This window comes from Myxosarcina sp. GI1(2024), from assembly GCF_053543375.1.
On record NZ_JBKGTY010000002.1, the window covers coordinates 960684 to 986462 of the forward strand.

General features: G+C 40.6%; 22 protein-coding genes and 2 pseudogenes. 12 read left to right on the forward strand and 12 right to left on the reverse strand.

What is annotated here, in order from left to right; genetic code table 11:
- The first annotated feature begins 30 nt into the window (after nucleotides 1–30).
- On the forward strand, nucleotides 31–234 hold the full coding sequence (locus ACLFKQ_RS13485) for a hypothetical protein (protein ID WP_449000294.1): 204 nt from the start codon (nucleotides 31–33) through the stop codon (nucleotides 232–234).
- Nucleotides 235–332: 98 nt separating this feature from the next.
- Here the strand turns inward: ACLFKQ_RS13485 and ACLFKQ_RS13490 are convergent, their stop codons facing one another.
- Nucleotides 333–1049 carry a helix-turn-helix transcriptional regulator gene (locus tag ACLFKQ_RS13490; RefSeq protein ID WP_449000295.1) on the reverse strand — a complete coding sequence of 239 codons (717 nt, stop codon included), beginning with the start codon at nucleotides 1047–1049 and terminating at the stop codon, nucleotides 333–335.
- Between the two features lie 96 nt (nucleotides 1050–1145).
- Here ACLFKQ_RS13490 and ACLFKQ_RS13495 point away from each other — a divergent pair, with 96 nt between their 5' ends.
- Entirely contained in the window at nucleotides 1146–1853 is a 708-nt protein-coding gene (locus ACLFKQ_RS13495; RefSeq protein ID WP_449000357.1) for a DJ-1/PfpI family protein, read from the forward strand.
- Between the two features lies 1 nt (nucleotide 1854).
- On the opposite strand, the gene ACLFKQ_RS13500 is transcribed toward ACLFKQ_RS13495, so the two are convergent.
- The 3 genes from ACLFKQ_RS13500 to lexA form a co-directional block, all read right to left on the reverse strand.
- Nucleotides 1855–2025, reverse strand: a complete 171-nt coding sequence (locus ACLFKQ_RS13500; protein WP_449000296.1) for a hypothetical protein — start codon at nucleotides 2023–2025, stop codon at nucleotides 1855–1857.
- A 259-nt stretch (nucleotides 2026–2284) separates the two neighbouring features.
- Nucleotides 2285–3301 carry a tRNA dihydrouridine synthase DusB gene (dusB, locus tag ACLFKQ_RS13505; RefSeq protein WP_449000297.1) on the reverse strand — a complete coding sequence of 339 codons (1017 nt, stop codon included), beginning with the start codon at nucleotides 3299–3301 and terminating at the stop codon, nucleotides 2285–2287.
- A gap of 150 nt (nucleotides 3302–3451) precedes the next feature.
- On the reverse strand, nucleotides 3452–4060 hold the full coding sequence (gene lexA / locus ACLFKQ_RS13510) for a transcriptional repressor LexA (protein WP_449000298.1): 609 nt from the start codon (nucleotides 4058–4060) through the stop codon (nucleotides 3452–3454).
- A gap of 497 nt (nucleotides 4061–4557) precedes the next feature.
- On the opposite strand from lexA, the gene clpB reads away from it, so the two are divergent.
- The gene (gene clpB / locus ACLFKQ_RS13515; protein ID WP_449000299.1) at nucleotides 4558–7176 is read left to right on the forward strand and encodes an ATP-dependent chaperone ClpB; all 2619 of its coding nucleotides are present in this window, start codon (nucleotides 4558–4560) and stop codon (nucleotides 7174–7176) included.
- A gap of 76 nt (nucleotides 7177–7252) precedes the next feature.
- Here clpB and ACLFKQ_RS13520 read toward each other — a convergent pair whose 3' ends face one another.
- Complete coding sequence (locus ACLFKQ_RS13520; RefSeq protein WP_449000300.1) at nucleotides 7253–7876, reverse strand: Uma2 family endonuclease; 624 nt, start codon at nucleotides 7874–7876, stop codon at nucleotides 7253–7255.
- Nucleotides 7877–8038: 162 nt separating this feature from the next.
- Between ACLFKQ_RS13520 and ACLFKQ_RS13525 the strand changes: the two genes are divergently transcribed.
- Genes ACLFKQ_RS13525 through ACLFKQ_RS13535 form a run of 3 tightly spaced genes read left to right on the forward strand, consistent with a single transcriptional unit; the run spans nucleotide 8039 to nucleotide 10292 of the window.
- Nucleotides 8039–8935: a homogentisate phytyltransferase gene (locus ACLFKQ_RS13525; RefSeq protein ID WP_449000301.1), complete on the forward strand. Its 897-nt coding sequence runs from the start codon at nucleotides 8039–8041 to the stop codon at nucleotides 8933–8935.
- 2 nt (nucleotides 8936–8937) lie between these two features.
- Nucleotides 8938–10032, forward strand: a complete 1095-nt coding sequence (locus ACLFKQ_RS13530) for a tocopherol cyclase family protein (RefSeq protein ID WP_449000302.1) — start codon at nucleotides 8938–8940, stop codon at nucleotides 10030–10032.
- A gap of 2 nt (nucleotides 10033–10034) precedes the next feature.
- A complete protein-coding gene (locus tag ACLFKQ_RS13535; RefSeq protein WP_449000303.1) occupies nucleotides 10035–10292 on the forward strand; it encodes a chlororespiratory reduction protein 7 in 258 nt (85 codons plus the stop codon).
- A gap of 436 nt (nucleotides 10293–10728) precedes the next feature.
- On the opposite strand, the pseudogene tnpC reads toward ACLFKQ_RS13535, so the two are convergent.
- Nucleotides 10729–12187: pseudogene (gene tnpC, locus ACLFKQ_RS13540) on the reverse strand (IS66 family transposase).
- A 148-nt stretch (nucleotides 12188–12335) separates the two neighbouring features.
- Between tnpC and ACLFKQ_RS13545 the strand changes: the two are divergent.
- Nucleotides 12336–12902 (forward strand): GGDEF domain-containing protein, encoded by a 567-nt coding sequence (locus ACLFKQ_RS13545; protein WP_449000304.1) that lies wholly within the window; start codon nucleotides 12336–12338, stop codon nucleotides 12900–12902.
- A 314-nt stretch (nucleotides 12903–13216) separates the two neighbouring features.
- Here ACLFKQ_RS13545 and ACLFKQ_RS13550 read toward each other — a convergent pair whose 3' ends face one another.
- Together ACLFKQ_RS13550 and ACLFKQ_RS13555 are read right to left on the reverse strand one after the other, a co-directional pair.
- Nucleotides 13217–14065, reverse strand: a complete 849-nt coding sequence (locus ACLFKQ_RS13550) for a DNA-formamidopyrimidine glycosylase (RefSeq protein WP_449000305.1) — start codon at nucleotides 14063–14065, stop codon at nucleotides 13217–13219.
- 51 nt (nucleotides 14066–14116) lie between these two features.
- A complete protein-coding gene (locus ACLFKQ_RS13555) occupies nucleotides 14117–15103 on the reverse strand; it encodes a methyltransferase domain-containing protein (protein ID WP_449000306.1) in 987 nt (328 codons plus the stop codon).
- A gap of 724 nt (nucleotides 15104–15827) precedes the next feature.
- Here ACLFKQ_RS13555 and ACLFKQ_RS13560 point away from each other — a divergent pair.
- Nucleotides 15828–16136, forward strand: coding sequence for a hypothetical protein (locus ACLFKQ_RS13560; RefSeq protein ID WP_449000307.1), 309 nt, complete (start codon nucleotides 15828–15830; stop codon nucleotides 16134–16136).
- 493 nt (nucleotides 16137–16629) lie between these two features.
- On the opposite strand, the gene ACLFKQ_RS13565 is transcribed toward ACLFKQ_RS13560, so the two are convergent.
- Complete coding sequence (locus ACLFKQ_RS13565) at nucleotides 16630–17424, reverse strand: Crp/Fnr family transcriptional regulator (RefSeq protein ID WP_449000308.1); 795 nt, start codon at nucleotides 17422–17424, stop codon at nucleotides 16630–16632.
- Between the two features lie 138 nt (nucleotides 17425–17562).
- On the opposite strand from ACLFKQ_RS13565, the gene ACLFKQ_RS13570 reads away from it, so the two are divergent.
- Complete coding sequence (locus ACLFKQ_RS13570) at nucleotides 17563–19479, forward strand: SLC13 family permease (RefSeq protein ID WP_449000309.1); 1917 nt, start codon at nucleotides 17563–17565, stop codon at nucleotides 19477–19479.
- A gap of 133 nt (nucleotides 19480–19612) precedes the next feature.
- Nucleotides 19613–20020: an ABA4-like family protein gene (locus ACLFKQ_RS13575; RefSeq protein ID WP_449000310.1), complete on the forward strand. Its 408-nt coding sequence runs from the start codon at nucleotides 19613–19615 to the stop codon at nucleotides 20018–20020.
- Nucleotides 20021–20076: 56 nt separating this feature from the next.
- Here the strand turns inward: ACLFKQ_RS13575 and ACLFKQ_RS13580 are convergent.
- Nucleotides 20077–21347, reverse strand: a pseudogene (locus ACLFKQ_RS13580) (IS701 family transposase).
- 159 nt (nucleotides 21348–21506) lie between these two features.
- On the opposite strand from ACLFKQ_RS13580, the gene ACLFKQ_RS13585 reads away from it, so the two are divergent.
- The gene (locus tag ACLFKQ_RS13585) at nucleotides 21507–22340 is read left to right on the forward strand and encodes an aminoglycoside 6-adenylyltransferase (RefSeq protein WP_449000311.1); all 834 of its coding nucleotides are present in this window, start codon (nucleotides 21507–21509) and stop codon (nucleotides 22338–22340) included.
- A gap of 49 nt (nucleotides 22341–22389) precedes the next feature.
- Here the strand turns inward: ACLFKQ_RS13585 and ACLFKQ_RS13590 are convergent, their stop codons facing one another.
- A complete protein-coding gene (locus ACLFKQ_RS13590) occupies nucleotides 22390–22968 on the reverse strand; it encodes a hypothetical protein (RefSeq protein WP_449000312.1) in 579 nt (192 codons plus the stop codon).
- Between the two features lie 268 nt (nucleotides 22969–23236).
- Between ACLFKQ_RS13590 and ACLFKQ_RS13595 the strand changes: the two genes are divergently transcribed.
- Nucleotides 23237–24529, forward strand: coding sequence for an APC family permease (locus ACLFKQ_RS13595; protein WP_449000313.1), 1293 nt, complete (start codon nucleotides 23237–23239; stop codon nucleotides 24527–24529).
- Between the two features lie 93 nt (nucleotides 24530–24622).
- Here the strand turns inward: ACLFKQ_RS13595 and ACLFKQ_RS13600 are convergent, their stop codons facing one another.
- Entirely contained in the window at nucleotides 24623–25525 is a 903-nt protein-coding gene (locus tag ACLFKQ_RS13600) for a malate dehydrogenase (RefSeq protein ID WP_449000314.1), read from the reverse strand.
- Between the last annotated feature and the right edge of the window lie 254 nt (nucleotides 25526–25779).

Consider the following 25779-nt stretch of genomic DNA (forward strand, 5'->3'; position numbering starts at 1 on the left):
AACTAGTAATAACTAAGTTAAATTGAGTTAATGAATAAGCAAAAAAATATTGAAAATTTTCCTCAAACTTTAAAAAAAGGTATTTGGATTTTAGGTACTAGTTCCTGGTTATTTGGGATTAGCGATCGCAGTATTGCTTCTCTAGCAGATGGCTATTTGTCTGCCATAGACTTAATCCAGCTAAGTACCGCTTCGTTTTTCTTTGTCAGTTGGCTGTTTCTCAAGCCAGAATAAGCTGTTCTTCCCAGCCTAGATTTTTTATTTTTCATCACATCGAATGATACGTTAGCTTTTAAACGAGTTTCTGGTTTAGTAGGTGCAGCAAGCTAAAATTAAATTTCTAAAAGATCTTTTAATTTAACGACCATTTCAGTGCGACTAGCTACATTTAGTTTGCGAAACATTCGTTTGAGTGCTTGCTTAACAGAGTTGTCGGTAATCCATAATTCTCTGCCAATTGCCTTATTGGTTAATCCTCTGGCAACTAAATTGGCAATTTGAAGCTCTCGTGGAGTCAACTGAGTTATAAATGGATGTTCGTTCGTAGACTGCGATCGCAACTTAGCTAGATTAGCCGATAAATGAAGGCAAACAGCACTCAGATAGACCAAATCGAGATCGCTGAATGCTGGCGTCCGATCGACGCGGGCAAAATGAACCGTTCCCATTAGTTTACCATTACCAACAATGGGTCCAGTCATAATATGTTCGTGGCGGTATTCGGTACAGCATCTCAGATAAAGCTGACTTTGTTTCCATTGTCCGTCAGGATAAACTAGTCTCTCGTGAGCGGGAGCATGATATTTTTGAACGTATTGCAACAAGCGATCTACAGGTTTGCCAATTGTTTGGTATCTTTCGATAAAGCTGTTAGAAACACCTTCTGTATCAACACTCATCAAACAATTTTGCTCGTCTAGCAGATAAATTCCCCAACGTTGCACTATAAAATGTTCGCTAACGCCATCCATGAAGTTACAGCGTAATTCCGCTTCTGTTTTTGCTGCGGAGAGTTTTTGAAATAAAGTTTGAAGCGAGTTAATCATCATCTCTTACAAAAGTGTACCCATCTGGGTACTAGGCAGGCGATCGCCCTTCTAGATACGATCGTGACACGAAGAGTGATTTTAGACAACAACAAATTTATGACTCAAGTGCAGATCGGTTTTTTAATTTATCCTGGGGTGATTCAACTAGATGTCTTAGCAGCCTATCAGGTTTTGACGTTTCCAGCCCACACGCAAACTCATTTACTGTGGAAAAATCTAACTCCCATCGTTAGTAATGAAGGTTTAATCATCACTCCTACTACTACTTTGGCAGAGTGTCCGGCGTTAGATGTAATTTGCGTTCCTGGGGGTGGCATGGGACAGATTGAAGTGATGAAAGATAAGACTATATCAAAATTTTTAAAGCAGCAAAGTCATACAGCAAAATATGTTACCAGTGTCTGTACTGGTTCGCTGATTTTGGCGGTAGCAGGTTTGTTACAAGGTTATAAAGCGACCTGTCATTGGGCATTTCGCGAACAATTGACGATGTTGGGAGTTGAGGTAATTTCCGAAAGAGTAGTTGTAGATCGCGACCGCGTTACGGGAGCTGGCGTAACTTCGGGTATCGATTTTGGCTTGACTTTACTAGGTTTACTGTGCGGCGAACGGGTAGCCAAGATGACCCAACTAATGCTGGAATACGATCCCCAACCGCCTTTTAATGCAGGTACTCCAGAGACGGCAGGAAAGGAAGTCGTCGAACCTCTATTACAGTTCGGCAAACCGCTAATAGATGCTTTTATGTCTGAAACATTGGCTATTAAACGCAAATTGGATAACCAAAGTAACGAGAATTGTTAAATTAAAATGGTTCATCGACAATCGACTGGATTTTCTTTGATAAAATCCGTACTTGCTTGAGTATGGGAGTAAGTTTTAATGTTCCATTATACTCTCTTTCTCTAGCTGTAATGCTATCTCCAAGACAAATCAGCTTAGGCATGGGTAGAGAGTAGAGATTTAATAAATTCAAAATTTAACCGATTTTAATCCAAAAAAGTGGAAGAATTGAAGAGATCGCCAAAAGTTCTGTCGCAACTTGTCACAAGTTTATTTTTTCCGAGTTAAAGCGATAATAGCGGCGATCTGTGTTCCCTTCTGGTAAGAATAACTTTTGTTCGATCGTTTAGTAAACAACTTCGCTTATCTGTTAAAGCCGGATTTCGAGTTTGCAGTAGCTTTGCCATAAACTGAATGGCTTTCTGTAGTAAAGCTGTCGCAGAAAAATAGTTTTATACTTTAGTCTCCAGATTAGTGATCGCGCCATCCAAAATTTCGTAACCATGTTCGACGCTTTCAACATGAGATAGCTTATCTCTCAGTTCGGCTGCGCCTGGAAACTCCTTGCAGTACCAGGCTAGGTGCTTGCGAGATTGATAGATACCGCGTTCACCCTTGTATTGCCACAAGCCCAACAAATGCTCTTTAGCACACTGTAATTTTTCTACAGTAGTGGGCGCGGGTAAGCTTTGACCCGTTTTGAAAAAGCGATCGATTTCTCCGACTAAAAAAGGATAGCCTAGTGTACCTCGCGAACACATTACCCCATCAGCATTGGTTATCTCTAGACACTTAACTGCCGCTTCTACAGAAGAGATATCACCGTTAGCAATTACGGGAATAGACAACACCTGCTTGACTTTACCGATCCATTCCCATCGTGCCGTGCCGTTGTAACCTTGAGCGCGAGTACGGGCGTGAAGAGTAAGCATTTGCGCTCCTGCTTCCTCCATTCTCTGGGCAAATTCAATAATGTTAATTTCGCAATCGTTCCAGCCCAGGCGAGTTTTGACTGTCACGGGAACATCTACCGCTTCTGCTACTGTTTTAACAATTGCCTCGGCTACTTCTGGTTGACGCAGTAAAGAAGAACCACCACCCTTTCTAGTGATTTTATTTACGGGACAACCCATATTAATATCGATGGTAGTTGCTCCTTGGGCTACAGCTTTTCGCGCTGCTTCTGCCATAAAATCGGGACGACAATCAAATAGTTGAATGCTTATGGGTGATTCGTGGCGATCGATCTCCATAATGATTGGTAGATTTTTTAGATGATGTATTTCTCTAGCATTTACCATTTCGGTATAGATCATCGATTTTGGGGCATATTTTCTGACCAATCGCCTAAATACTAAATCGGTTACGCTAGAAAGGGGGGACTGTAAAACACGACTTTCAACCGTAACCGAACCAATTTTAAGAGGTGTGGTAAGCTTGTTTTTTAAAGCTGGAGACAGAGAAATCATAAGCGAGGAGTTGAGGTTTAAAGGATTTGGTGTTGATGGTTAATAGTTTACGACTGGCGATCGATCGCCTTTAGCAAGCGACCATTAACCAAACTATTAGCTATACTAAAGTAATTTGAATTTCTCCATTCCCCCTCAATTTCCTAATTGCTAGCCTGCAACCGAACGCCAAATACCGACCAAAATTCCTTGCACTTCTACCGCCTCGGCTTCGACTTTTATTGGTTCGTATTTACTGTTAGATGGTTTGAGTGTAACTCGGTCTCGATCTTGATAAAACCTTTTTAGAGTAGTGCCGTATCCTGGAACTCTAGCGGCGACAATATCGCCATTTTTAATATCTCGTTGAGAAGAAAGGGAACGCACGATCGCATAATCCCCTTCACTAATTGAATCTTCAATCATGCTATCACCTACTACTCGTAACACATAGCAGTCCGAGCGAGTAAACAAGTCGGATAAATCTAGTTTGGCTTTTTCATCGGCAAATGGTTCGACTAAACCTCCTGCGGCGATCGCTCCTTCAATTGTCAATCCTTTATCTGGTTGATGTAAAATTCTAATTGTCCGAGCTTTACCATCAATCCAGTCGATGTAGCCTTTATTTCGCAATCTTTCCAGACGACTCTGCACTGGGGCTGGCGATCGCAAGTTCATCGCTTTCATCATCTGTCTGATTGAAGGTGCGTGTTGAGTAGTGCGAATGTACTCAACCAGCCAATCGTATAGCTCTTTTTGGGCTGGAGTTAAATTTTCCATAACTTTTTCCAGGAGTCTGTTTTCTCAGAACATGGGTACTAACTATTAGATCCTATTTTTGCCTAAAAAGTCAAGTTTTTTATGTATATAAATGCGATCGCGTCAGAGACTTCTTGGCTGATTCTGTTTTTTTGAAGGCTGGCTATGGTAAACCATAAATTGATAGTAGAGTTATCCTTACCGAGTCTGACTGTAGAGTCCCGTTAAAATATTATTAACAAACAATTAATAAACTTAATAACATTTTCTAGAGCAAATGGTCATTAAACTTGACTTTAATGAACGAGAGATCGTTAAATGCTCAAGATTTTAACCAAGGTCTCAAACTCAAATAGAATCTGAGCCAATAGTTTCTGGATAAATGTCAATCTACTGTATTTTTAGCTGAAAATATAAATCATTTCCACCATAACTACTAACAAAAACTGGTCCATTTTTGAAGACAAAATCTATTTGTTAATTTCATGGTATTTTTTGCGAAGGGAGAGAAATAGTAAATGCAACCAACAAATCCACAACAGTTTACCGAAAAAGCATGGCAGGCGATCGTCCGGACTCCCGACATCGCCAAGCATAATAGTCACCAACAAATTGAAAGCGAACACTTGTTAAAATCCTTAATTGAAGAAGAAGGATTGGCGACGAGTATTTTTAACAAAGCCAACATTAGCGTCCCACGGCTGCGGGATAAAACCGATGAATTTATCAACCGCCAGCCCAAGGTAAGCAATCTTGGCGAGTCGATTTACTTAGGACGTAGTTTAGATACTTTACTCGATCGCGCCAACAAAATTCGTCAAGATTTCGGCGATGAGTATATTTCTATCGAGCATCTATTACTGGCTTATGCTAAAGATGACCGCTTTGGCAAACAGCTATTCAAAGAATTCAATCTAACTGAAAATAAACTTAAAGAGACAATCGAACAAGTGCGAGGTAATCAGAAAGTAACCGACCAAAACCCAGAAGGTAAATATCAAGCCCTGGAAAAATACAGCAGAGAACTAACCAAACTTGCCAGACAGGGTAAACTCGATCCTGTAATCGGTCGCGATGAAGAAATTCGCCGCACCATTCAGATTTTATCCCGCCGTACCAAAAATAATCCCGTTCTCATTGGCGAACCAGGTGTGGGTAAAACTGCCATTGTCGAAGGTTTGGCACAACGGATCGTCAACCGCGACGTACCCGAATCACTGCGCGATCGCAAACTAGTCGCTTTAGACATGGGTGCATTGATTGCCGGTGCTAAATATCGCGGTGAGTTTGAAGAAAGACTCAAAGCGGTACTCAAAGAAGTTACCGAGTCTGAAGGTAACATCATCATGTTTATCGATGAAATCCATACCGTAGTCGGCGCGGGTGCCACCCAAGGGGCAATGGATGCGGGTAATTTACTCAAGCCCATGTTAGCCAGAGGTGAACTGCGCTGTATTGGTGCTACTACCCTAGATGAATATCGTAAATATATCGAAAAAGATGCGGCATTAGAACGACGTTTTCAGTCGGTTCTAGTAGACGAACCCAACGTTATCGATACGATTTCTATACTGAGGGGACTCAAAGAACGCTATGAAGTCCATCATGGCGTTAAAATCTCCGACACCGCCTTAGTTGCCGCCGCTACCCTATCCAATCGCTATATCAGCGATCGCTTCTTACCAGATAAGGCGATCGACCTCGTAGACGAGTCGGCAGCTAAATTAAAAATGGAGATTACTTCCAAGCCAGAGGAATTAGACGAAATTGATCGCAAGATCCTCCAGTTAGAAATGGAAAAATTATCTCTACAAAAAGAAGATAATCCCATTTCTCAAGAAAGATTGGAAATGCTGGAAAAAGAACTGGCTAACTATAAAGAAGAACAGTCCGAACTTAACGCCCAGTGGCAATCAGAAAAAGAGGTAATCGACCAAATACGTCATCTCAAAGAAGAAATCGATCGCGTCAATCTCGAAATTCAACAAGCCGAAAGAGACTACGATCTCAACCGTGCAGCGGAACTGCGTTATGGTAAGCTGACCGACTTACAGCGTCAGGTTAAAGAAATCGAAAGTAAGTTAGCAGAAAGACAAACTGAAGGCAGATCTTTACTGCGGGAAGAAGTCTTAGAAGCCGACATCGCCGAAATCATTTCTAAGTGGACGGGAATTCCCCTAAACAAACTCGTCGAGTCGGAAAAAGCCAAACTACTACACTTAGAAGACGAACTACATCAACGGGTAATCGGTCAAGAAGAAGCCGTAACTGCCGTAGCCGATTCGATTCAGCGTTCTCGCGCCGGACTGGCAGACCCCTATCGTCCTACAGCTAGCTTTATTTTCCTCGGCCCTACTGGCGTAGGTAAAACCGAACTAGCCAAAGCCTTGGCGCAAAATCTCTTCGATACCGAAGATGCTTTGGTACGGATCGATATGTCCGAATATATGGAAAAACACAGCGTCTCTCGTTTGGTAGGTGCACCTCCGGGATATGTCGGCTATGAAGAAGGAGGACAACTCACCGAAGCCATTCGCCGTCGTCCCTATTCAGTGATTCTGTTCGACGAGATTGAAAAAGCTCACGCCGATGTCTTTAACATCATGTTGCAAATTCTCGATGATGGACGTTTGACCGATTCTCAAGGTCGTACGGTGGACTTTAAAAACACCATCATTATCATGACCAGTAATATCGGTTCGCAGTACATTCTCGATGTGGCTGGTGACGATAGTCGCTATGATGAAATGCGATCGCGGGTAATGGATGCGATGCGCAATAGCTTCCGTCCTGAATTTCTCAACCGTATCGATGAGATTATCATCTTCCACAGTTTGACGAAAGAGCAACTACAGCCAATCGTTCAGTTACAGATTCAAGGTTTAGAACAACGTCTTGCCGATCAGAAACTATCTTTGAAACTATCGGATGCGGCGGTCGATTATCTAGCCGAATTGGGCTACGATCCCGTATACGGTGCAAGACCATTAAAACGCGCTATTCAAAGATATCTAGAAACGGCGATCGCCAAGAGAATCCTACGTGGCGAATTCCAAGGCGGTGACACGATCTTTGTCGATGTGGAAGACGAACGCTTGACTTTCAAACGTCTCTCGGTTGAGATGTTGGCAAAGTAAATCAAAATTAAAACTTAATTCTAGAGAGTGCAGCGATCGCACTCTTTTTTTATTAAAAAATATAGGATATCGTCACTTAATTTGGTGAGTCTTTTCGTCGCTCTAGTTCCCCAATGAAATCAGCTTCAATAGTCAACGGACTTTCTGTTAGTCCGCGATTGATAAATTTAACTAAAGTTTGTGAAAACAAATTAGATAAATGCTTGCTGTTGGGCACTTCATTATAGTCGGAACCTACTAACCAATAAAACTTTAATTTATTGTCCTGCCAAAACCAAACTTCTTTCACTCCCAAGTATTTGTATTTGGCTAAATCTGTAATGCCACCACTGGAGTAAACTACTTCTATTGCCAAATCGGGAATAGATTTTTTTGAGTTGAACGCAAAACTAACATCGGGTTCTTTGGCCGCAAAAGGAGGCTTTTTCAATGTCGTCGAACGCATGGGAAAGTATGGTAAGTTATATTGGCGACAATAAGCTATGACTAAATAGTTAATTACCTCGGCTATAGTCTCGTGATTTTGACTCGGTGACACTATAGTAATTACTCCATTGAGATAAGAAACCCGATAACCTGGGTATTCTTCACTAATCAGCTTCTCATAATCATTCCAGGTCATTCCAGCTATACTAAGACTCCGATCCTCTCGGTTTATGCGATCGCTGTCGAGCGGTAAATTTAATCGATCTGCAAACATATCGCTAAAAATATTTATCTGCTTTTAACCATAACCCAGGTTTTTTAAAATACCATTTACCGGGACTGACGCTGGAAAATCGGTAATTTTCAGCTTAATGTCTATCTTCAGCTATCGCTACCGAGTTATAGTTAACTGTGGTAAAACAAAGATTGAAAATCGATGAGCTGGACATATAGTTTTTGGAAATTTTCCCGTCCCCACACGATTATTGGTACTAGCCTCAGCGTCCTGGCTTTATATTTTATCGCTTTAGCAACTACTAATAGTACGATCGCCCTAACTAATGTAGAACAGATGTTGGCTGTTTTAGCTGCCTGTTTGTGCGGCAATGTTTACATAGTCGGTTTGAATCAACTATGCGATGTAGCGATCGATCGCATTAATAAACCCCATCTTCCTCTAGCTGCTCAGGAATTTTCTCCCCAACAAGGATGGTGGATCGTTGCAATTACAGGAATTTTGGCATTATTTTTGGCAGCCTGGCAGGGAATCTGGTTATTAGCCACTGTAGGGATTAGTCTTCTTATTGGCACTGCTTATTCTTTACCACCAGTACGCCTCAAACAATTTCCCTTACTAGCAGCATTCTGTATTTTTACCGTGCGCGGTGCGATCGTCAATTTAGGTTTATTTTTGCACTTCAGCAACAAACTCGCTGGTAGAGAGTTTTTAAATGCCTATGTTGAGATTTTGACTTTATTTATTATTTTATTTACCGTTGCGATCGCGATTTTTAAAGACGTTCCCGATCTCGAGGGAGACAAGAAATATAACATTACTACTTTTACCCTGATTTTAGGCAAACCAGCCGTGTTTAATCTCTCTCGTTGGCTGATTAGCATTTGCTATTTAGGGATGATGGTTGCAGGATTTTATTTACCCGCAATCGAAACTAGTTTCTTTGTCGGCTATCACCTAGTACTTCTAATCTTGCTATGGTGGCGCAGCCGACGAGTAGATTTATCTCAAAAAAGCGCGATCGCTGACTTCTATCAGTTTATCTGGAAATTATTTTTTCTAGAATATATTTTATTTCCCGCCGCCTGCTTTATTTAATAATGGTCGACGCAATCAAGCTCCAAACTCCTCACAGTGGCTATCATTGGAACTATTTCTCCCCTAGATATTTTGAAGGTTGGTACTATCGTCTCACTCTTCCTGAAATCGCTCAAACTTTTGCCTTCATGTATTCTATTGAAGACCCTATTGGCAGACAGGCTAACAGTGGTGGTGCGGTACAAATACTAGGTATTGACGAAGGATACCTCTGTCGCACTTTTCCCGATGTAAAACGTTTTTTTGCAGCTCGAGATCGGTTGTGTTTCGGACATTGGGGTAATACTAGGTCGTCAATTTCACCTCAACTACTATCTCCTCAGGAATTTGAGACAGAGATCGAACGGGGATATCAAGCAACAGCTACTTTAAATCAAGGCTGTATTTATTATCCAGATGTTCGTAATTATTGCCGCTGGCAATATCAGATCGAACCTATCTATGGCTGGGGAAATCCCCAACAACCACAGCAAGCTACTGCAGGTTGGCTGTCTTATTTACCGGTATTTGAGCCAGGATGGCAAGTTTTAATGGCTTATGGTTTGGCTACGGGATGGATTGACTGGCAAGGAAAAGTCTATCATTTTACTAACGCTCCTGTTTATACTGAGAAAAATTGGGGTAGTTCTTTTCCGCAAAAATGGTTTTGGATTAACTGTAATAGTTTTATCACTCGAGACGATTTGGCTATCACTGCAGTTGGAGGAATTAGGGATGTTTTGTGGTGGCAAGAGGCAGTTGGTTTAGTCGGCATCCACCATCGAGGACAATTTTATGAATTTGCTCCTGGTAATGCTCGGGTCAGCTGGCAGGTGCAACCCTGGGGAGAATGGAAAATGCAGGCTATTAGTAGTGATTATGAAGTAAATTTAATCGGTACTACAGATTTATTGGGAACCTACGTTCGCGTACCCACTGCAAGAGGTCTGGTATTTGCTTGTCGCGATACTACCAGAGGACAGTTAACATTAGAATTGCGATCGCGCCACGGTAAAACTATTTTAAAAGCTAAGAGCAATCTAGCGGGTTTGGAAATAGGTGGTTCCCCTTGGGATGAGCCTTGGATTGTCAATCATGAAAATAATCAGAGGAGATAGAAATGTCAGATTCAATTATGTACCAAGAAGATGCTTATGTTGTCTTGGAAAGCGATCGCGAGGAACAATTTATGACTGCCGAAGAGTTAACCGGCAAACTCAAAGCCGTCTTGCAATCGGCTGAAGTCAATCTTCCCAGAGAATTGGCAAAATTCAACTCTTTAGACGAACGGGTGCAACATTTGATAGATAATTATTTTGAATTAGATCTGGGTAAAGATAAATATCTCCAATGGTACGTAGTTCGATTAGAAAAGTAAAACTAATAGTGATAGTGTCAGCTAAGTTAACTAAACAAATTGTTATAGCTATTGTCAGTCACTTCAAGTAGACTTTAAGTTGGTTTATTAGACCTCGTAGGAAATCAAAGAATAAAATCCTTTAACCTTTAAGCTTTTTTGCTCAAACGAGGCGATCTGGTAGATTTCATACCAGAAAATTATTATATTTTATACATTTCTTTGTCTTGGTAGTGAATAGTAAATGAAAAACTCAAGCCTAAAAATAGTTAGCTACCTAGAAAAACAATCGGAAAGATCGATACTTCTTATAGGTTTATTGTCGATCTTAATTATTGGCGCGATCGACTACTTTGTAATACTAAAGTTTTCTCTATCAATTTATTATTTACTCCCAATTATTTTAGTAGCTTGGTTTGCCAATATTTGGTATGGTTTGATAATTTCCCGTAAGGATTCAGGTGCAAGCATGAGGAATAAGAGAAGGATAAGAACAATGTCCAACTGTAGCTTGTAAAGTCTGTTGAAAAAAAGTAATCACCGAACGTCCTTGCAAACGACAAGATTGAATTGCACTCAGCAGGTTGGCTGTATGTTGAAACCGTTCGATGGAACGAGAGCCACCACAAACTTTCCGCTTGGTTACAGCAGTTCTCAAACATCGTTCAGCTAGATTATTGTCGGGGGGTATCTGAGGATGTGTCAGAAAATACCACCATTGCTCCGCCTTATCACGCAGCGAACGTAGCAGTTTTCCAGCTTCATGACCAGCATTCTTGAGCCAAGTCTTAATTGCGCTAGTCACTCGCCTTCGGAAATCCTCTGCCCAATCTCGATAGTGGCTTTCCTGATGGGTCTGTCGCCAAACCCGATGTTGCTTAAATGCCTCATCAATTAGAGACAGAAAGGTGGTAGCAATTTCTTGGTTATCTACCCCTTTAGTCTTTAACAGTTTTTGAAAATGACGACGTAGATGAGCCAAACACTTTTGTTGTCCTGCTACTGAATAGCCGTTGTAGACACTAAAATCGTCGCTAATCAAAACTCCATCATAGAATACTCCTAATACAGCTTCCAATTCTCTGCGTTTTCTAGTATCGCCGGCATGAAACAGGCAGAACTCTGACCCAGCTAAAACCCAGAGCCATTCTTTGACTCCTTTAACTGAGCAGGGGGTTTCGTCACAATGTAGAGGAGGATGCTCTGAATTAATCGACTTTTTCAACCCTTCAACACTGTTGATACTCGCTTGTTGTACTCGTTCGTTCATTGGTGGCAACTAAAGTTCCCCTACTAATTTCTATTGCTCCCAGTTCCCACAACAGTTCTTGCTGTTTAGCATAGGACATATGAGCATAGTTTCCCAGCCAGGAAAGTAACCCCTGTAGTCTGACTCCCAAGTCTTGACCTGGAATCATTGTGGGAGACCGTCGAGCTGCCTCTATTGCTCCACACTTGCCGCATTGACAGTGATGACGTTGGTACTCTACGACTTGTATCGGTTTTGCCACCAACTGGGCTACCTGTTGAGTATCTACTCGTACCCCCTTAGTCTTCCATTGTTGATTTCCACAGTTGGAGCAGATGGTCGGTTTCAATACTTCGTAGCGGTCTACACGCCCAAATCCTTTTCTCGTCTTCCCTTGATGTCCTGGTTGTCCTCCTGGTTTTCTTTTTGTCTCTTTTTTGGCTTCTTCCAACCCTACTTCTGGTTTTCTCTCGCTTTTTTTCAGCAAGTCAGTTGAAGGGGGTTTCGATGAGGTTTGGCTGTCGAGGTTGAGGCTCTGTTCCAGTTGTTCTATTCTTTTTTCTAGCTTCTCAATCAGCTTTTGTTGGGTAGTCACGATTTCTGCCAGTTTCTCATTGGACAACTGGCGCAGTTCTTCGGCTTTGAAGGGGTGATTAGCTTCGCTCATTATTGGCTACTTTAATCTCTTTTTCCTTTTTGTCAACCCTGATACCTGAATCCTTACAATTTCCCTAGTTAGTTTAGGTAGCTGGTTGTTTAACGATCTAAGAATTACTATTGACTATTATTCCGATTTGCGTTTACTCAACACGATTGTGAGACTAGTTTTTTTCTTAACCATAACTTATCTGATTGCTGCTCTCAAAGCTTCATACCAACGGGAAAAAAATCTTGCCCAAACAGATGGATTGACGGGAATAATCAATCGTAGGTATTTTTTAAATTTATTACGACAAGAATTAAATTTAGCTTTGAGATATGAAAAAATTTTTACCCTAGCTTATCTCGATTTAGATAATTTTAAAATGGTTAACGATCGCTTTGGACACGATCGCGGAGATGAGCTATTAAGGTTAGTCGCGCGTACGACCCTGCAAACAATTCGTCAAACAGATATATTTGCTCGCTTAGGAGGAGATGAATTTGCTCTGTTGCTACCCGAAACTGAGTTCAAAGACGCGCAAATAGCTTTGCAGCGCCTTCAAACAAAACTTTTAGCTGCCATGGAGCGCCACTCATTTCCAATCACTTTTAGTATTGGCGCAGTCACTTTTCTCAAACCAACCAACTCTGTCGATGAAATAATTCAAAAAGCTGACGCTCTAATGTATCGAGTTAAAAAGAGTGGCAAAGATAATCTCAAACACGAATTATATGGTTAATGACTAACATCTTTTGCTCAGTTCGCTGGAAAACATACGCTGAGACAGCAGCAATCTGTTGGGGGTTAGGGGACCGCCACAGCAATAACTACCACAGCAATAACTAATTGACTCACAGTTATCGAGTGAGGCAAAGAAACTAACTAAATCGTCCTAACTCTCTCCAACTTAATCAGGACTTACGCACTTCAGCACTCTAAACCTTGATTTACCTACCGTTACTGACTCGCTGCTCAAACAACGAAATTTCATTCAACTAGCGTAAGTCCTGTTAATTACGAACTTCTATCGACTTCAATTGGGAGCGAATGAGTTTATGACTGGCATTGGGGACAAAAATGTGACGAACGCCCTGCCAATTTAATTTTTTCAATGGTCGTACCACAAACCCGGCATGGTTGCCCTTGTCTGCCGTATACTAGAGCTACATCGCTGTAGTTGCCACTTACGCCCAGTAAATTAAGAAAATTACTGAAGGTGGTGCCGCCGCGGTCTATAGAAGCTTGAAGAATTGTAACGATCGCCTCATGTAGCCGTTCGATCCTTTTTTTAGTTAGATTAGCGGCAATAGTATCTGGTTCAATCCTGCTGGCAAATAGAGCTTCATCAGCATAAATATTGCCGATTCCTGCGACTATAGTCTGATCTAACAGTAAAGTTTTAATATGGCGTCGCCGCTGAGCCAATTTAGCTGCAAGATAATCTGAGGAAAAGTCAGGGTCGAAAGGTTCGGGACCTAGTTTTTGCAAACCAGTAATAATTGTCTCTGGCGACACCTCAGCAGGGACGAGCCAAAATTTACCAAAAGTGCGGGTATCCACAAAACGCAGTTCATCATTGTTAGGAAAAAATAGGCGAATGCGAGTATGTTTGGGCAATGATGTATCACGCTTGACCCAGAGTAGCTGACCGGTCATTCGTAGATGAACTCCCAACCAGCCAGCAGATGGAGAAGTTTTGCTTTTAAGTCGCGCTAGTAGATATTTACCCCTTCGATCCCAAGCGGCGATCGCTTTTCCGGTTAAATTTTCTTGAAATTGGCTAACAGAAGTAGGATATGCGAGACTTCTGGGAAGTAATATCTCTTCACCCTCGATTATTCGTTCTAAAGTTAAGTTATTCAACCCTCGGCGGATGGTTTCTACTTCTGGAAGTTCTGGCAAAGTTGTTCTGGTTGAAAAAACTGTGGATATTATAAATTAAAGTGTTACCGATTAAACTCGAGCCGTTCGACTAGTAACTGTTTCTGTCGATGTAGATGGTGAATTAGCTCTGACCGCACGAAACATGCCAAAGCGACAAAGACCCGTGCCAAATGCTAAGCGCATCAGTAGTAAGGTAGGTACTTCACGCAGAGATTTAATCGTACCAAATATACCAAAACGCACCAATCCCTGTGGACGAGCTATCCCCTGCCAAATAGAATCTAGCCAAGAAGGAAGCGTCTCTCTAGTCCAGTCTGCTGTCATTACTTCTCCGTCGACCAATCCCGTCTCTACTAAAAGTTCGGAAAAGCCTTCAATACTAGAAAAAGCAGGATGAGACCATTGATCTAATAGTTGTCGCATTACTGGTTTCTCCCAAAAATTGAGAGGTTTTTGGCGATCGTCTCTTTGATTCCAGTCAGCTACGACTAATACGCCACCAGGCTTTAATACCCGCAACAATTCTTTGGCAAAAACTGTCTTGTCGGGCATATGAGGTCCCGCTTCAATCGACCAAACTACGTCAAAACTGGCATCGGGAAATGAAAGTGCCATAGCATCATCCACCAGAAAGTTGGCATCGAGTTCTTTAGGGGTTAATTCCCGAGCGCGTCTAACTTGTTCGGGGCTAATAGTAATACCCGTAACAGAAAACCCGTAATCCCGGGCTAAGATGCGGCTACTGCCGCCAATTCCACAGCCAACGTCTAGAAGGGTAGTTTCACTTGGTAATTTATCTAAACCACCCCACTCGACCATTTCGTGAACGAAGTCAACTTTTGCAGTTATAAAATCTTTTCGTTGTGGCGGCGAACCGTAATGACCTAAATGAATGTGTTCGCCCCAGTAAAACTCTAAAATTCCGTCTTCTGTCCAGCGATCGTAGGAATTAGCTACAGAGTCCGAAGATTGATAACGGCGAGCGGTGACTAAATAGAAGACAATGCCTACTGTTAGTAGAATCGAGGAAAATCCAAGGGCGTAAAATAAACTCATCGAGATTGAAGAATAATAATTTTTTAACAATTCTGCTTTACAATCTAGCAAGCTTCAGTTTGTTTGAGCTAACTACTCCATTTTTTTTCTTTCTGGCGATCGCTAAGTTCCAAAATACGGGAAGTTTATTTTCAAATAGATCGGCACCGATAAATATGAGTACAGTTTTAGGACTGAATGCTAAGGTCTTTGGTGTGGACTCATCTGTAAATCGTTAGTAGCCCAGTCAGGAATATGGAAATGAATCTACAGTGGATCCAAAGTCAAACAGTTGTAAACTAATGGTTTAAATAGTTTTCGCACTTTAATCTCTCTTAGCAACCAAGATTTTTAATTACCATATAAACGACTATTATCACTTGTATGGTTAGTGTATATACTGTTAGTTTCATTAAAACTTCATAATTTAATGATAAAGTTTAATCATTAATTTGGATGTTACCTATATATAAATTTGTCGTTTGTATATTTATATTTACGTCGGCAATAAACTAATTATAAAAATACAGTATTTATCTGGATTTACTCGATTGAGCTCCTTGGGTTACATTAATAAACAACTCGGTAATATACGCGCAACTACGAAATTTTCATAAAAAACCATTTTGTTTTTTAAGCAATAAATAGTTTTTAGTTTTTAGTTTTTAGATGACCTCTGGCTATCACTGTTAACTCCTGTTAACTTAAATACTTTTATTTTGTGAAAACTCAATTTTTACAGACTATGCAATACGAAGATCTACCATTATTTATTTTATTGTCGGCAGCTATATATCTAACCGCGATTTATGGCATATTGATAGTAGCCAAAAAATTGTTACAAAAAGATAATTTAATTGGACAATCCAATATTAAACTAACAGAAAATAACATTAGATCTATAATTATCCTGGCAAAACAGCTTTCAGTCAAATGGATTTATGATTTGTTCGATAATAGCAATTATCATCAAAAAAACCTTAGCAAATTTTTTATTTATATGTCTTATAAAGTTTCTCTTAAAACTTTGCAACATGTAGATTATAGCAATTAAACCAAAGTATATTTTTTAAAATACACTATTTTCATAGTACTTAAAATGCTAATCTTTCAAGTTTTGTGATTGTACCCGATCTAAATTAAATGCTGTGTTTAACTAGATTGATACCGAAAAAGGCATCGCCATGCCATTTACTTGAGTTCGTTTACTTATAGTAATTCTCGGATGGATCGGGTGAGCTTCGATTCGGTTAAGCAATTTTTGTTTTACTTAAATTTACAGTTGATATTTAATGATAATTGCTGTTTACAAGCTTCAATATTTAACAAAAATATTTACAAAAAAATCAGAAGAACCGTTAATATATAAAAGAAAAAAATATGGATGTTCGGTATTAAAAAAGTATCAGATATAGATACTCAAACAGGGCAAAGAGCTTTCGTAATGAACAAGTCTCCTAAAGGCAATAAAGAAACAGTATTGGTCTGTCAGCGATCTGCCGAGACTAGATAGAAGACGAGAAAGTATTTTTTTATCGCCTTTGCACTTACCGCAATGGCCACCAAGATACCTTATCGCGAGTCGCACCATAAACTTCTTTTAATTCTTCAGCATTAACTACATAAATCAGATCGCTGCCGATTTCGGAAGATTTACTAGATTTAAGCAAACCAACTTTATTCATCCCTTTGATTACTTGTTCGACAGTGCGATGATTTAACTGGCAGGCTTTAGCAATCACGTCTACTGGCAAATCGAAGACAAAAATCCCGTCGCTTTGAGGTTGGTTGCCTAATTCTCTTTCTTGATAGACCAATGCTCGAAGCAGTGCCGCTACCGCTTGGGGAGGATAGGTACTGCAATTGAGTAAATGATATTGAAATTTTTCTCGTAGTTCGAATAGTAAACCGTATCGCGCCCGAAACACCTCGCTGCGATCGTGTAGAGCCTCAACTACTTCTAAAGGAATTTTGACTACATCGGCTGTTTTATAGGCTTCAACCAGACTGGGAAAAGCACGAGAGACATGACCGAAACTAAACGGTAAATTACGCATTCCAAAACAGCTTCCCGAATAGGTTATCGAAATGATGCGATCTAATGGGGTGCTACGGACGACAATTGGTCCACCATCAATTATGGCATAAAGATACTTTAAAGAAGTATTGGGACGAAATGCAGTATAGATCGGACGACTAGAATAAAGCTTTTCGAACAATAGCGGAGTTGAATTAAGAGAGTCTTTAAGCAAATTATGGTCTAGTCTTCGAAACAAGAAATTATTTTGGGTTAAAGACTCTATTAGAGCGCTTTTTTTCGAGCCTTGGGTTTGCTTAGTCATGGTAATTTGGTGCGATCGTAAGTTTATTTTGACATTTACTTACGATCGAGGTGCAATAAAATTTGAAACAAATTACAGAACATTTTCAAATTTTATGTGATACACTTTGGTGCAATCTCGATTTAATTGAGGAGTTTTATGGTAGCCAGAAAAAGTTTGGGGCGATCGCTTGCCTCGATAATTAAGAAACAATGGTTAGTGATGATGTTATTAGGTACGGCGATCGCCATAGCGATCGCGACAGTACCTTTACTTGCCAAAACTCCTCTAGCGGCACTTAGCTGGCAGGGATGGCTGACAATTGTTATTACCTTTAGCGTGTTTTTGCTGAATGCCATCACTTCTATATCGCCGGAAATCGTGTTTCTTGGTGGTACGGCAGTTTTATTTACCAGCGGTATTTTAAATGAAGCAGACGCTCTAGCTGGATTTAGTAACTCTGGCATGATTACCGTCGCAGTACTGTATCTGGTCGTGACTGGTTTACAGCAAACTGGCGGACTGAGTTGGATTTCGCAACAAATATTGGGACTTCCTCGGGGGCAAAATAAGGCTTTATTGCGGCTGATGACTCCGGTAATGGGTATGAGTGCTTTTTTAAATAATACGCCAGTCGTAGCGATGTTTATTCCCGTAGTTAGCGACTGGTCGCGTAAATTAAAGATAAGTCCTTCTAAATTGATGATTCCTCTAAGCTATGCCGCAATTTTTGGAGGAATTTGTACTCTAATTGGCACTAGCACCAATCTAGTGGTAAATGGTTTGATAATCTCTGCTATTGGCGAGCCTGGATTGAAACTATTCGATATTGCCTGGGTGGGTTTGCCCTGTGCGATCGCCGGAATGCTCTTTTTGTTTTTAACTCATCGCTGGTTGTTGCCCAACCGCCAGCCAGCAATCGACCTAGAAGATAATAGCTTCTCGATCAAGCAGTACACTACCGAAATGATGGTAGTTTCCGATAGTGCCCTGATCGGTAAAACAATTGAAGAAGCAGGTTTGCGTCATTTACCCGATCTCTATCTAATCGAGATTGTACGCGATCGCTTTATCATTCCTGCAGTTAGTCCTAAAGAAATTTTAAGAGCTAACGATCGATTAGTATTCGTCGGAGCCATCCATTCAATTATCGATCTGCATCGTCTTAAAGAGTTGCAGCCTGCTACTGACGAAGTATTTAAACTGGAAACTCCTCGTTCGGAAAGAAGCTTGATCGAAGTCGTAGTTTCTAATACCTGTCCGCTGGTAGGAAAAACCATTCGCGAAGGCAAATTCCGCACTCAATACAATGCGGTAGTAATTGCCGTGGCACGTAATGGACAAAGACTAACTGGTAAGATTGGGGATATTCGGTTGTTGGCTGGTGACACCCTATTACTCGAAGCCAATCCCGCCTTTATCTCTCAACAGCGCGTTTCTCACGATTTTTATTTAATTAACGGTATTCCCAACTCCGAACCCCTACGCCACGAAAAAGCTCCTCTAGCGATCGCCATACTGGTAATTATGGTTGTTTTAGCAGCGACAGGCTGGATGAGTATGTTAAAAGCTGCGGTATTAGCGGCAGCGGTGATGTTGCTCGCTGGATGTTGTTCTCCAGCCAGAGCCTTGGAGAATATCGAATGGTCGGTCTTACTAATAATTGCGGCAGCTTTAAGTATCGGTACGGCATTAGAATCGACGGGTGCTGCTGGGGCGATCGCTTCTACCGTAATTGGCTTTTCTGGCGATAATCCTTGGTTAGCTTTAACAGTAGTCTACGGTATTACTTCGTTGTTCACCGAACTAATTACTAATAATGCCGCCGCAGCTTTAGTGTTCCCCATCGCTCTGGCTCTTTCTCAAAACTTAGGAGTTGAATTCATGCCTTTTGCGATCGCCATCATGATTGGTGCCTCGGCAAGTTTTGCGACTCCTATCGGCTACCAAACTAACTTAATGGTTTATGGACCGGGAGGATATAAGTTTACCGATTTTATGCGCGTTGGAATTCCACTCAATATTTTGTTTTGGATAGTTACGGTAACTTTGACTCCACTAATCTATCCTTTTTAGTTGGTCTTTGCGATTAAAATTACTTAGAGGAAGGTAAACATCGACTTTCTTCTTTGGTGCCTATCTTTTACTATCGAGCGCTCGTGACTACTAATCTTCTGTTTAACATCGCTAACCTGTTTGCTCCGCCTTTTTGGACGTTAATGATTTTATTGCCAAACTGGAAGTCACTAAAAAAGTCATGCGGTCTTATCTGCCGTTTATTCCTCTTATTGGACTGTATGTTTACTTTTTGATAGTTACAGTCGATGGCGAATCGGCACAGGCTTTAGCTAATCCCAAACTCGCAGATATCGCTCGATTTTTTTCGGAAAAAACCGCCGCCGCTGCTGGTTGGGTTCATTTTATCGTCATGGATTTATTTGTCGGTAGATGGATCTACTGGCAGGGACAAGAAAAAGGTACTTGGACGATTCATTCGATAATTTTGTGTTTGTTTGCAGGTCCCGTGGGTTTGTTGTCCCATATTATTACTGCTAGTTTGAGCCGTAAAAGCAATGCTAATTTAGATGAAACTGCCACCGACGCGACAGCATCTTAAAATCAATCGAGCGACCGCATTTTCGGAGATTTTTAATAACGGTACTTAAACAAAAATCAAGCCCAAACAAAGCCCAAACTAGCTTTATAAGCTACGAATACGTCGCGATTTTGGTTCAACCATTGGACAAAACGATAAGATATACCTGTACGAAAAGCTTCTAATGCTTCAGGAAATGTCTCCAAAGGTTTGTTCGCCCAACGTCTTCTTAAACCTCCAGTAAGCTTATGCCAAAGGATAAAAGTATAGGCACAAAAAACTAGAATAAAATGTCTTTCCAAACTCTTCTTATCTCTAACTTGATACTCTTTTAATCCTAACCATCCCTTGGCTTCTCGATAGAAAACTTCTATCCAGTTTCTCTGAGCATAAGTTTGAACTATCCATTGCTCGGTTACTATTTCTCCCTCAACATTTGTGAGTAAGTAGTCAATATCTTCAGCATCTTCAAAGATTGGTGCACTCATGACGATAGCTATTTTTCTGATTCCTTCTAGCCTTGATATTTCTGCTTCTATTATTGCTACCCAGACGGTTCTAGGTTTTTCACCCTGGATTTGAATCTCCTTAAATTCCTCATCAGATAACCATTGAGCATATTCATCTACTCTGATTTTTTCTAATTGATTTGATGGAGTTTTAACCAAAATATTACGATTTTTAGCGATTCCTCCTATATACTTTAATTTCTTTTTTTCCAGTTCGAGTAAAACAGTTGTGTTGTTACCATAGGACGAATCTATTAATACTAGTCCTGGTCGATATCCCCTCTTCAAACTTTTATCGATTAATTCTAAGGCTAAGGTGGGTTTTTTCTTGAATTCTCTGTCTTTCTTTCCTTCGGGCAACGAATTACCATGTTGATATAGTTCTATGTCTAAAGGTAAGCTTTTTTGGCCATCATATAGATGAGTTGTTACTACAACATTGCCATTATCTGTTTTCCCAATTTCCCCAATATATTGACGACCTACTGCTGCGGTAAAGTTACCACTTTTTCTATGCCCAGAGTCATCAACAATTAGACTAAATCCCTTACTGATTCTCGTTTGATTACACTTGTTCATCACTTCTAAGCGACGTTCATTTATCTTGTTCGCTGACCAAGTTGCTTCAGTTAAGAAATGGTGTAATTTGTGGTATGTGACCTCTACTGCGTCTTTAGCCATTTGAGATACATTTTTTCGCTCACTTTCCCCTAATAATCCTCCTAAATAATGTCTGAATTCCCTTTTTTGCGCTTTAGTTCTCAGTAAATCATCAAACTTTTGACACCATCTCATCTATCGAAACAGGGAGGCATGGCTGCGGGAGTAGTTTCTTTCATAAAGTAAGTGCGATCGGGCTTTAGAATAATGTTAAAGTTAATCAGCAAAGGTATTCTATCTTATTTTGTCTGTTTAAATTGTTTAAGTACCGATAACAGTAGTTTAAGGGTCGTCTACTAGACTATGAGCGGAATCTTACTTTAGGATTTATGTTGAGTATGAGCTTCAATTCAGAGAAATTAAACGCTGCTCGTCAGCGTTTACTTGATAAAGTTATCGAGTATTTCCTTGCAAAAAAGGGTATTGAAGCCATATATATTCAAGGTTCTGTTGCATCAGGTTTGACAGACGAGTTCTCAGATATCGATCTTCGGGTTGTGATTCAGCCAGAAATTTACGAGCAATATATCTTAGAGCGTTTCTCTGCCCCTCATCATTGGGGAGAATGGCTTTATAATGAATGGTCGAGTAGCTCTTGGATTTGCGTCTCTCACTTCAAACCCTTCAATAAAATTGATGTGCTTTATTTCAAACCAGAGGAACTGCAACCTTCACCTTGGTTTTTGTTGCCAACTCAAGTAATTTACGATCCTAAAGATTTGGTAAAGCAAGTTATTCAGGTTTCTAAGCAATTCAAGTTTACTCTGCTAAAAATTGAAGAAGTAGATCGACTGATAAGCAAGGGTTTAGCCTATGCAGAGGAAGTGTATAGACGAGTCATTCGCAAGGAGCTTTTTTATGCTCAATCTCTACTGGATAATTTTCGATGGGTTTTGATACAGTTTGACGATTATTTCCAAAACAGCCTTCCATCATCAGGTTTCGGCTCACCATCTCACTTTGAGCAGCGTGGAAGTAAAGAGTTGATTGAAGTGTTAAAACTCTCGTATACTTTGCTAGATAAGCAATCCATACTTCACGCTTTAGGGAAATTGTTGGGGGTTTATCAAGACCAGGTGATTCAACTTTATGAAACTCTGCCTCTAAAACGGGATAAAAAAGCCGATTTATACTGGATTAACAATCTTTTTAAATTATGTAAGTCCTTATAATCGCAGCTAAACTCTAGAATCAAATTGTGCTGTAGATTAAAATTTTTCTTTAAATTATTTTATTCAAAAGATAAAAGCGACAATAGCCATACACATAAAAAAAGTCGATCGCAATAACAATTCCTTTGGTAAAAGGTAACTTTAATAAACCAATTACTAGAGGATTTACCGCTAGCACTAAAACCATTTCGATAAAAGCTACATATTTAGAGTAGTGGTTGACATCCCAGTAGGAAAAAGGACTGATAAAACGGTAATTACTAAAAGGAAAGAAGTGTCGGTGTGCGTCATGGTTGTGAACTGGTAAATCTAACAGATCGTGAAATACCATGCTCGTACCTAAAATTATTCCAAAATTCCAGTCGAGATAGTAACAGATAACCACACCAATTATTGCCAGGGGGATTGAGTGAAATAAAGCTACTGTATTTTGCCAAAAAGCTTCGTAATAAGCTTCAGACCAAATCTTACTGGCCCGTAACTTGTAAATATACTTGGCGACAAAATAAAAAATAAAAATCGGTATGTCTGGTAAAATCGCTCCCATCGCGATCGCTAGATTATTATTCGGGGCGATAGTCTTACCGAGTATTGCCAAGTTGAGCATATAATGACCGGGAGTATTCATGTTAATTTCAGCTCGTCTCTTCTGGCTCTAGTTGGCTTAATTCTCTACTTCCTAATCAATCAATATGTAGCTCAAATAACTCCCTGGCCAACAGTTGCGATCGCGATTTGGTTTTTAAGCTCTGGGTTGACTTAGTTCAATCTTAGTAAATCTAGAAGTTCTTAACTCAAAATGAGTCACAGCGCGATCGCCAAGCGTTAATCGAGAATTAACTTTACAAATATATACTAAGCTAATCGTCAATTGAGAGACGAAAAATAGATCGTCAATGTCACTTCAAAGAGAACTAGGAGTTATCGGGGCAATCGCACTGGGATTAGGTTCCATCGTCGGTACGGGTGTATTTGTCAGTATTGGAATTGCCGCAGAAGTGGCAGGACCGGCAGTAATTATTTCTGTGGCGCTCGCTGCCTGTGTCGCTGTCTGTAATGGACTCAACAGTGCTCAACTGGCTGCTAGCCACCCAGTCAGCGGAGGAACCTACGAGTACGGCTATAAATATCTAACTCCCTGGCTGGGTTTTACTGCAGGCTGGATGTTTTTTCTGGCTAAATCTGCCTCGGCTGCTACAGCAGCTTTGGGCTGTGCGGGCTATTTGCTAAATGTTTGGGGAATCTCTGCTCGCAACTTTTTGGTTCCCGTCGCATTAGTGGCAGTGGTACTACTGACAATAATCGTTTTATGCGGAATTCGCCGCTCAAATCAGGCAAACATGGCGATTGTCTCCATCACCTTGCTCTCATTAGTTTTTTTTGTTGTTGCTGGCTTACCGCTGGTAATAAGTACAGGACTCGACAATTTTACTCCCTTTGTCCCAACAACTAATGCTGAGATTGACAACAATCCTCTAGGTGCTATTCTTCAGGCAACTGCTTTAATTTTCGTCGCTTACACAGGGTACGGTCGCATTGCCACATTAGGGGAGGAGGTACGCTTCCCTCGGCAAACTATTCCTCAAGCTGTTATTATCACGCTAATTTTGACAATGTTGCTCTATATAAGCGTGGCTTTAGTGGCAATCGGTGCAGTGGGGGCCGAAACCCTGGGAGCAATAACTAGCCAACAGATTGCTCCCCTAGAAATCGCCGCCCGTCAATTTAATATTCCTGGTAGTTCGTCGATTTTGGCAATTGGTGCGGTTACGGCCACCTTGGGAGTTCTCCTAAATCTGCTCTTAGGTTTATCCCGCGTGTTGTTTGCTATGGGAAGAAGACGAGATCTACCTCGCTTTGTAGCTCGTTTAAATCGGTCGCGAACTACCCCTTATGTAGCAGTAATTATTGTAGGCAGTGCGATCGCGGGGTTGATTTTAATCGGCAATGTTAAGACCACCTGGTCTTTTAGTGCCTTTTCAGTGTTGGTCTACTATGCACTGACAAATTTATCGGCATTGCAAATTCCCAAGGAAGAACGTCTTTATCCTAAATGGCTCGCTTGGGTAGGGTTAGCTGCCTGCTTATTTCTGGCGTTCTGGGTAGAGCGACAAATTTGGTTAGTCGGTCTCGGATTAATTGCGATCGGACTAATTTGGAAAACTTTAATACGAAAATTTGCGATCTAATATCTAGCTCGGCAATACTCAGGAAGTATTAACAAAAGTTAAAACTTATCATTATGATTATGTAAGAGCTATTTGCGATCGACAGAATTCGATTTATTGTCGAACCATGCTAGCGCAGTTCTGGAATGCAAGGGTTTCTTGTTCATTAAGTTGAGTTTCCAGACGACGATGGATACCCTGCCGACCAATAACGCAAGGAACACTCAAAAAGCAGTCGTAGACCTCACAATAACCATCAATTAAAACACTCACTGGTAATGTATACCTTAAGTCCTTTACAATGCTCTGAACAATCGATTCTACTGCTAAAGATACCGTGTAATTGGTATAGCCTTTAGTTTGAAAAATTTTCCAAGCCGACTGTTTGGCATCCTCCACCATTTGTTGACGTAAAGGGCTAGCATCAATCAATTCACCACCACAGGTAGCAGAACTGAGTGCGGCAAACTGCCTTTCTCCGTGTTCCCCGAGAATATAGGCATTGATATCGGCGGGATGAATGCCCAGTTGGTTTGCTAGAAGGTCGCGGAAGCGTGCCGAATCAATTAAAGTCCCGGTTCCAATTACTCGTTGCCAGTTGATATAACTAGAGTATTGACTGGCAATTTGCCAAATCTGGTAGGTCAAACCATCAACAGGATTACTGATATTAATCAAGATGGCTTTGGGACTATATCGAACGAGGGTAGGTACCAAGGCACGCATAATCTGGGTATTACTCACCAGCAGTTCACTGCGGCTTTTCATCTGCTTAGTCATCGGAGCACTTGCGGCAATGATGATAATGTCAGATTCGGCGGTATCTTCCAAGTCTCCATCCCGAACCACGAGCCGGTAAGGAGTGAGTGCCACCGCTTGGCTTATATCAATCGCTTCGGCATAAGCAATATCTCGGGTACGATTGTAGAGAACTAACTCCGAAGCCAAGCCATCTTTTGCGATTACAAAGCTAACAGTCGAACCAACTTTACCGATGCCAATAACAGAAATTTTCATAAACTGAGTGAGCAAGCATAACGGGTCTATTCTATCAGCTTAGATTAGATAAACTACTAGTTTAAATCTTGAATCTTACTAATGCCAAGAAATTATACTACAGTAAATCTTTAAATAGAAAATAGGCAAAAGTTTAAATCCATTTTCAATATTCAGTATCGAATTAAAAAATTTGCTACAGTTTTTATTTAATTATTTTTTTGATTACGGCAATAATAACGGAAAAAATTTGGTCACAAATTTATAAAAACACT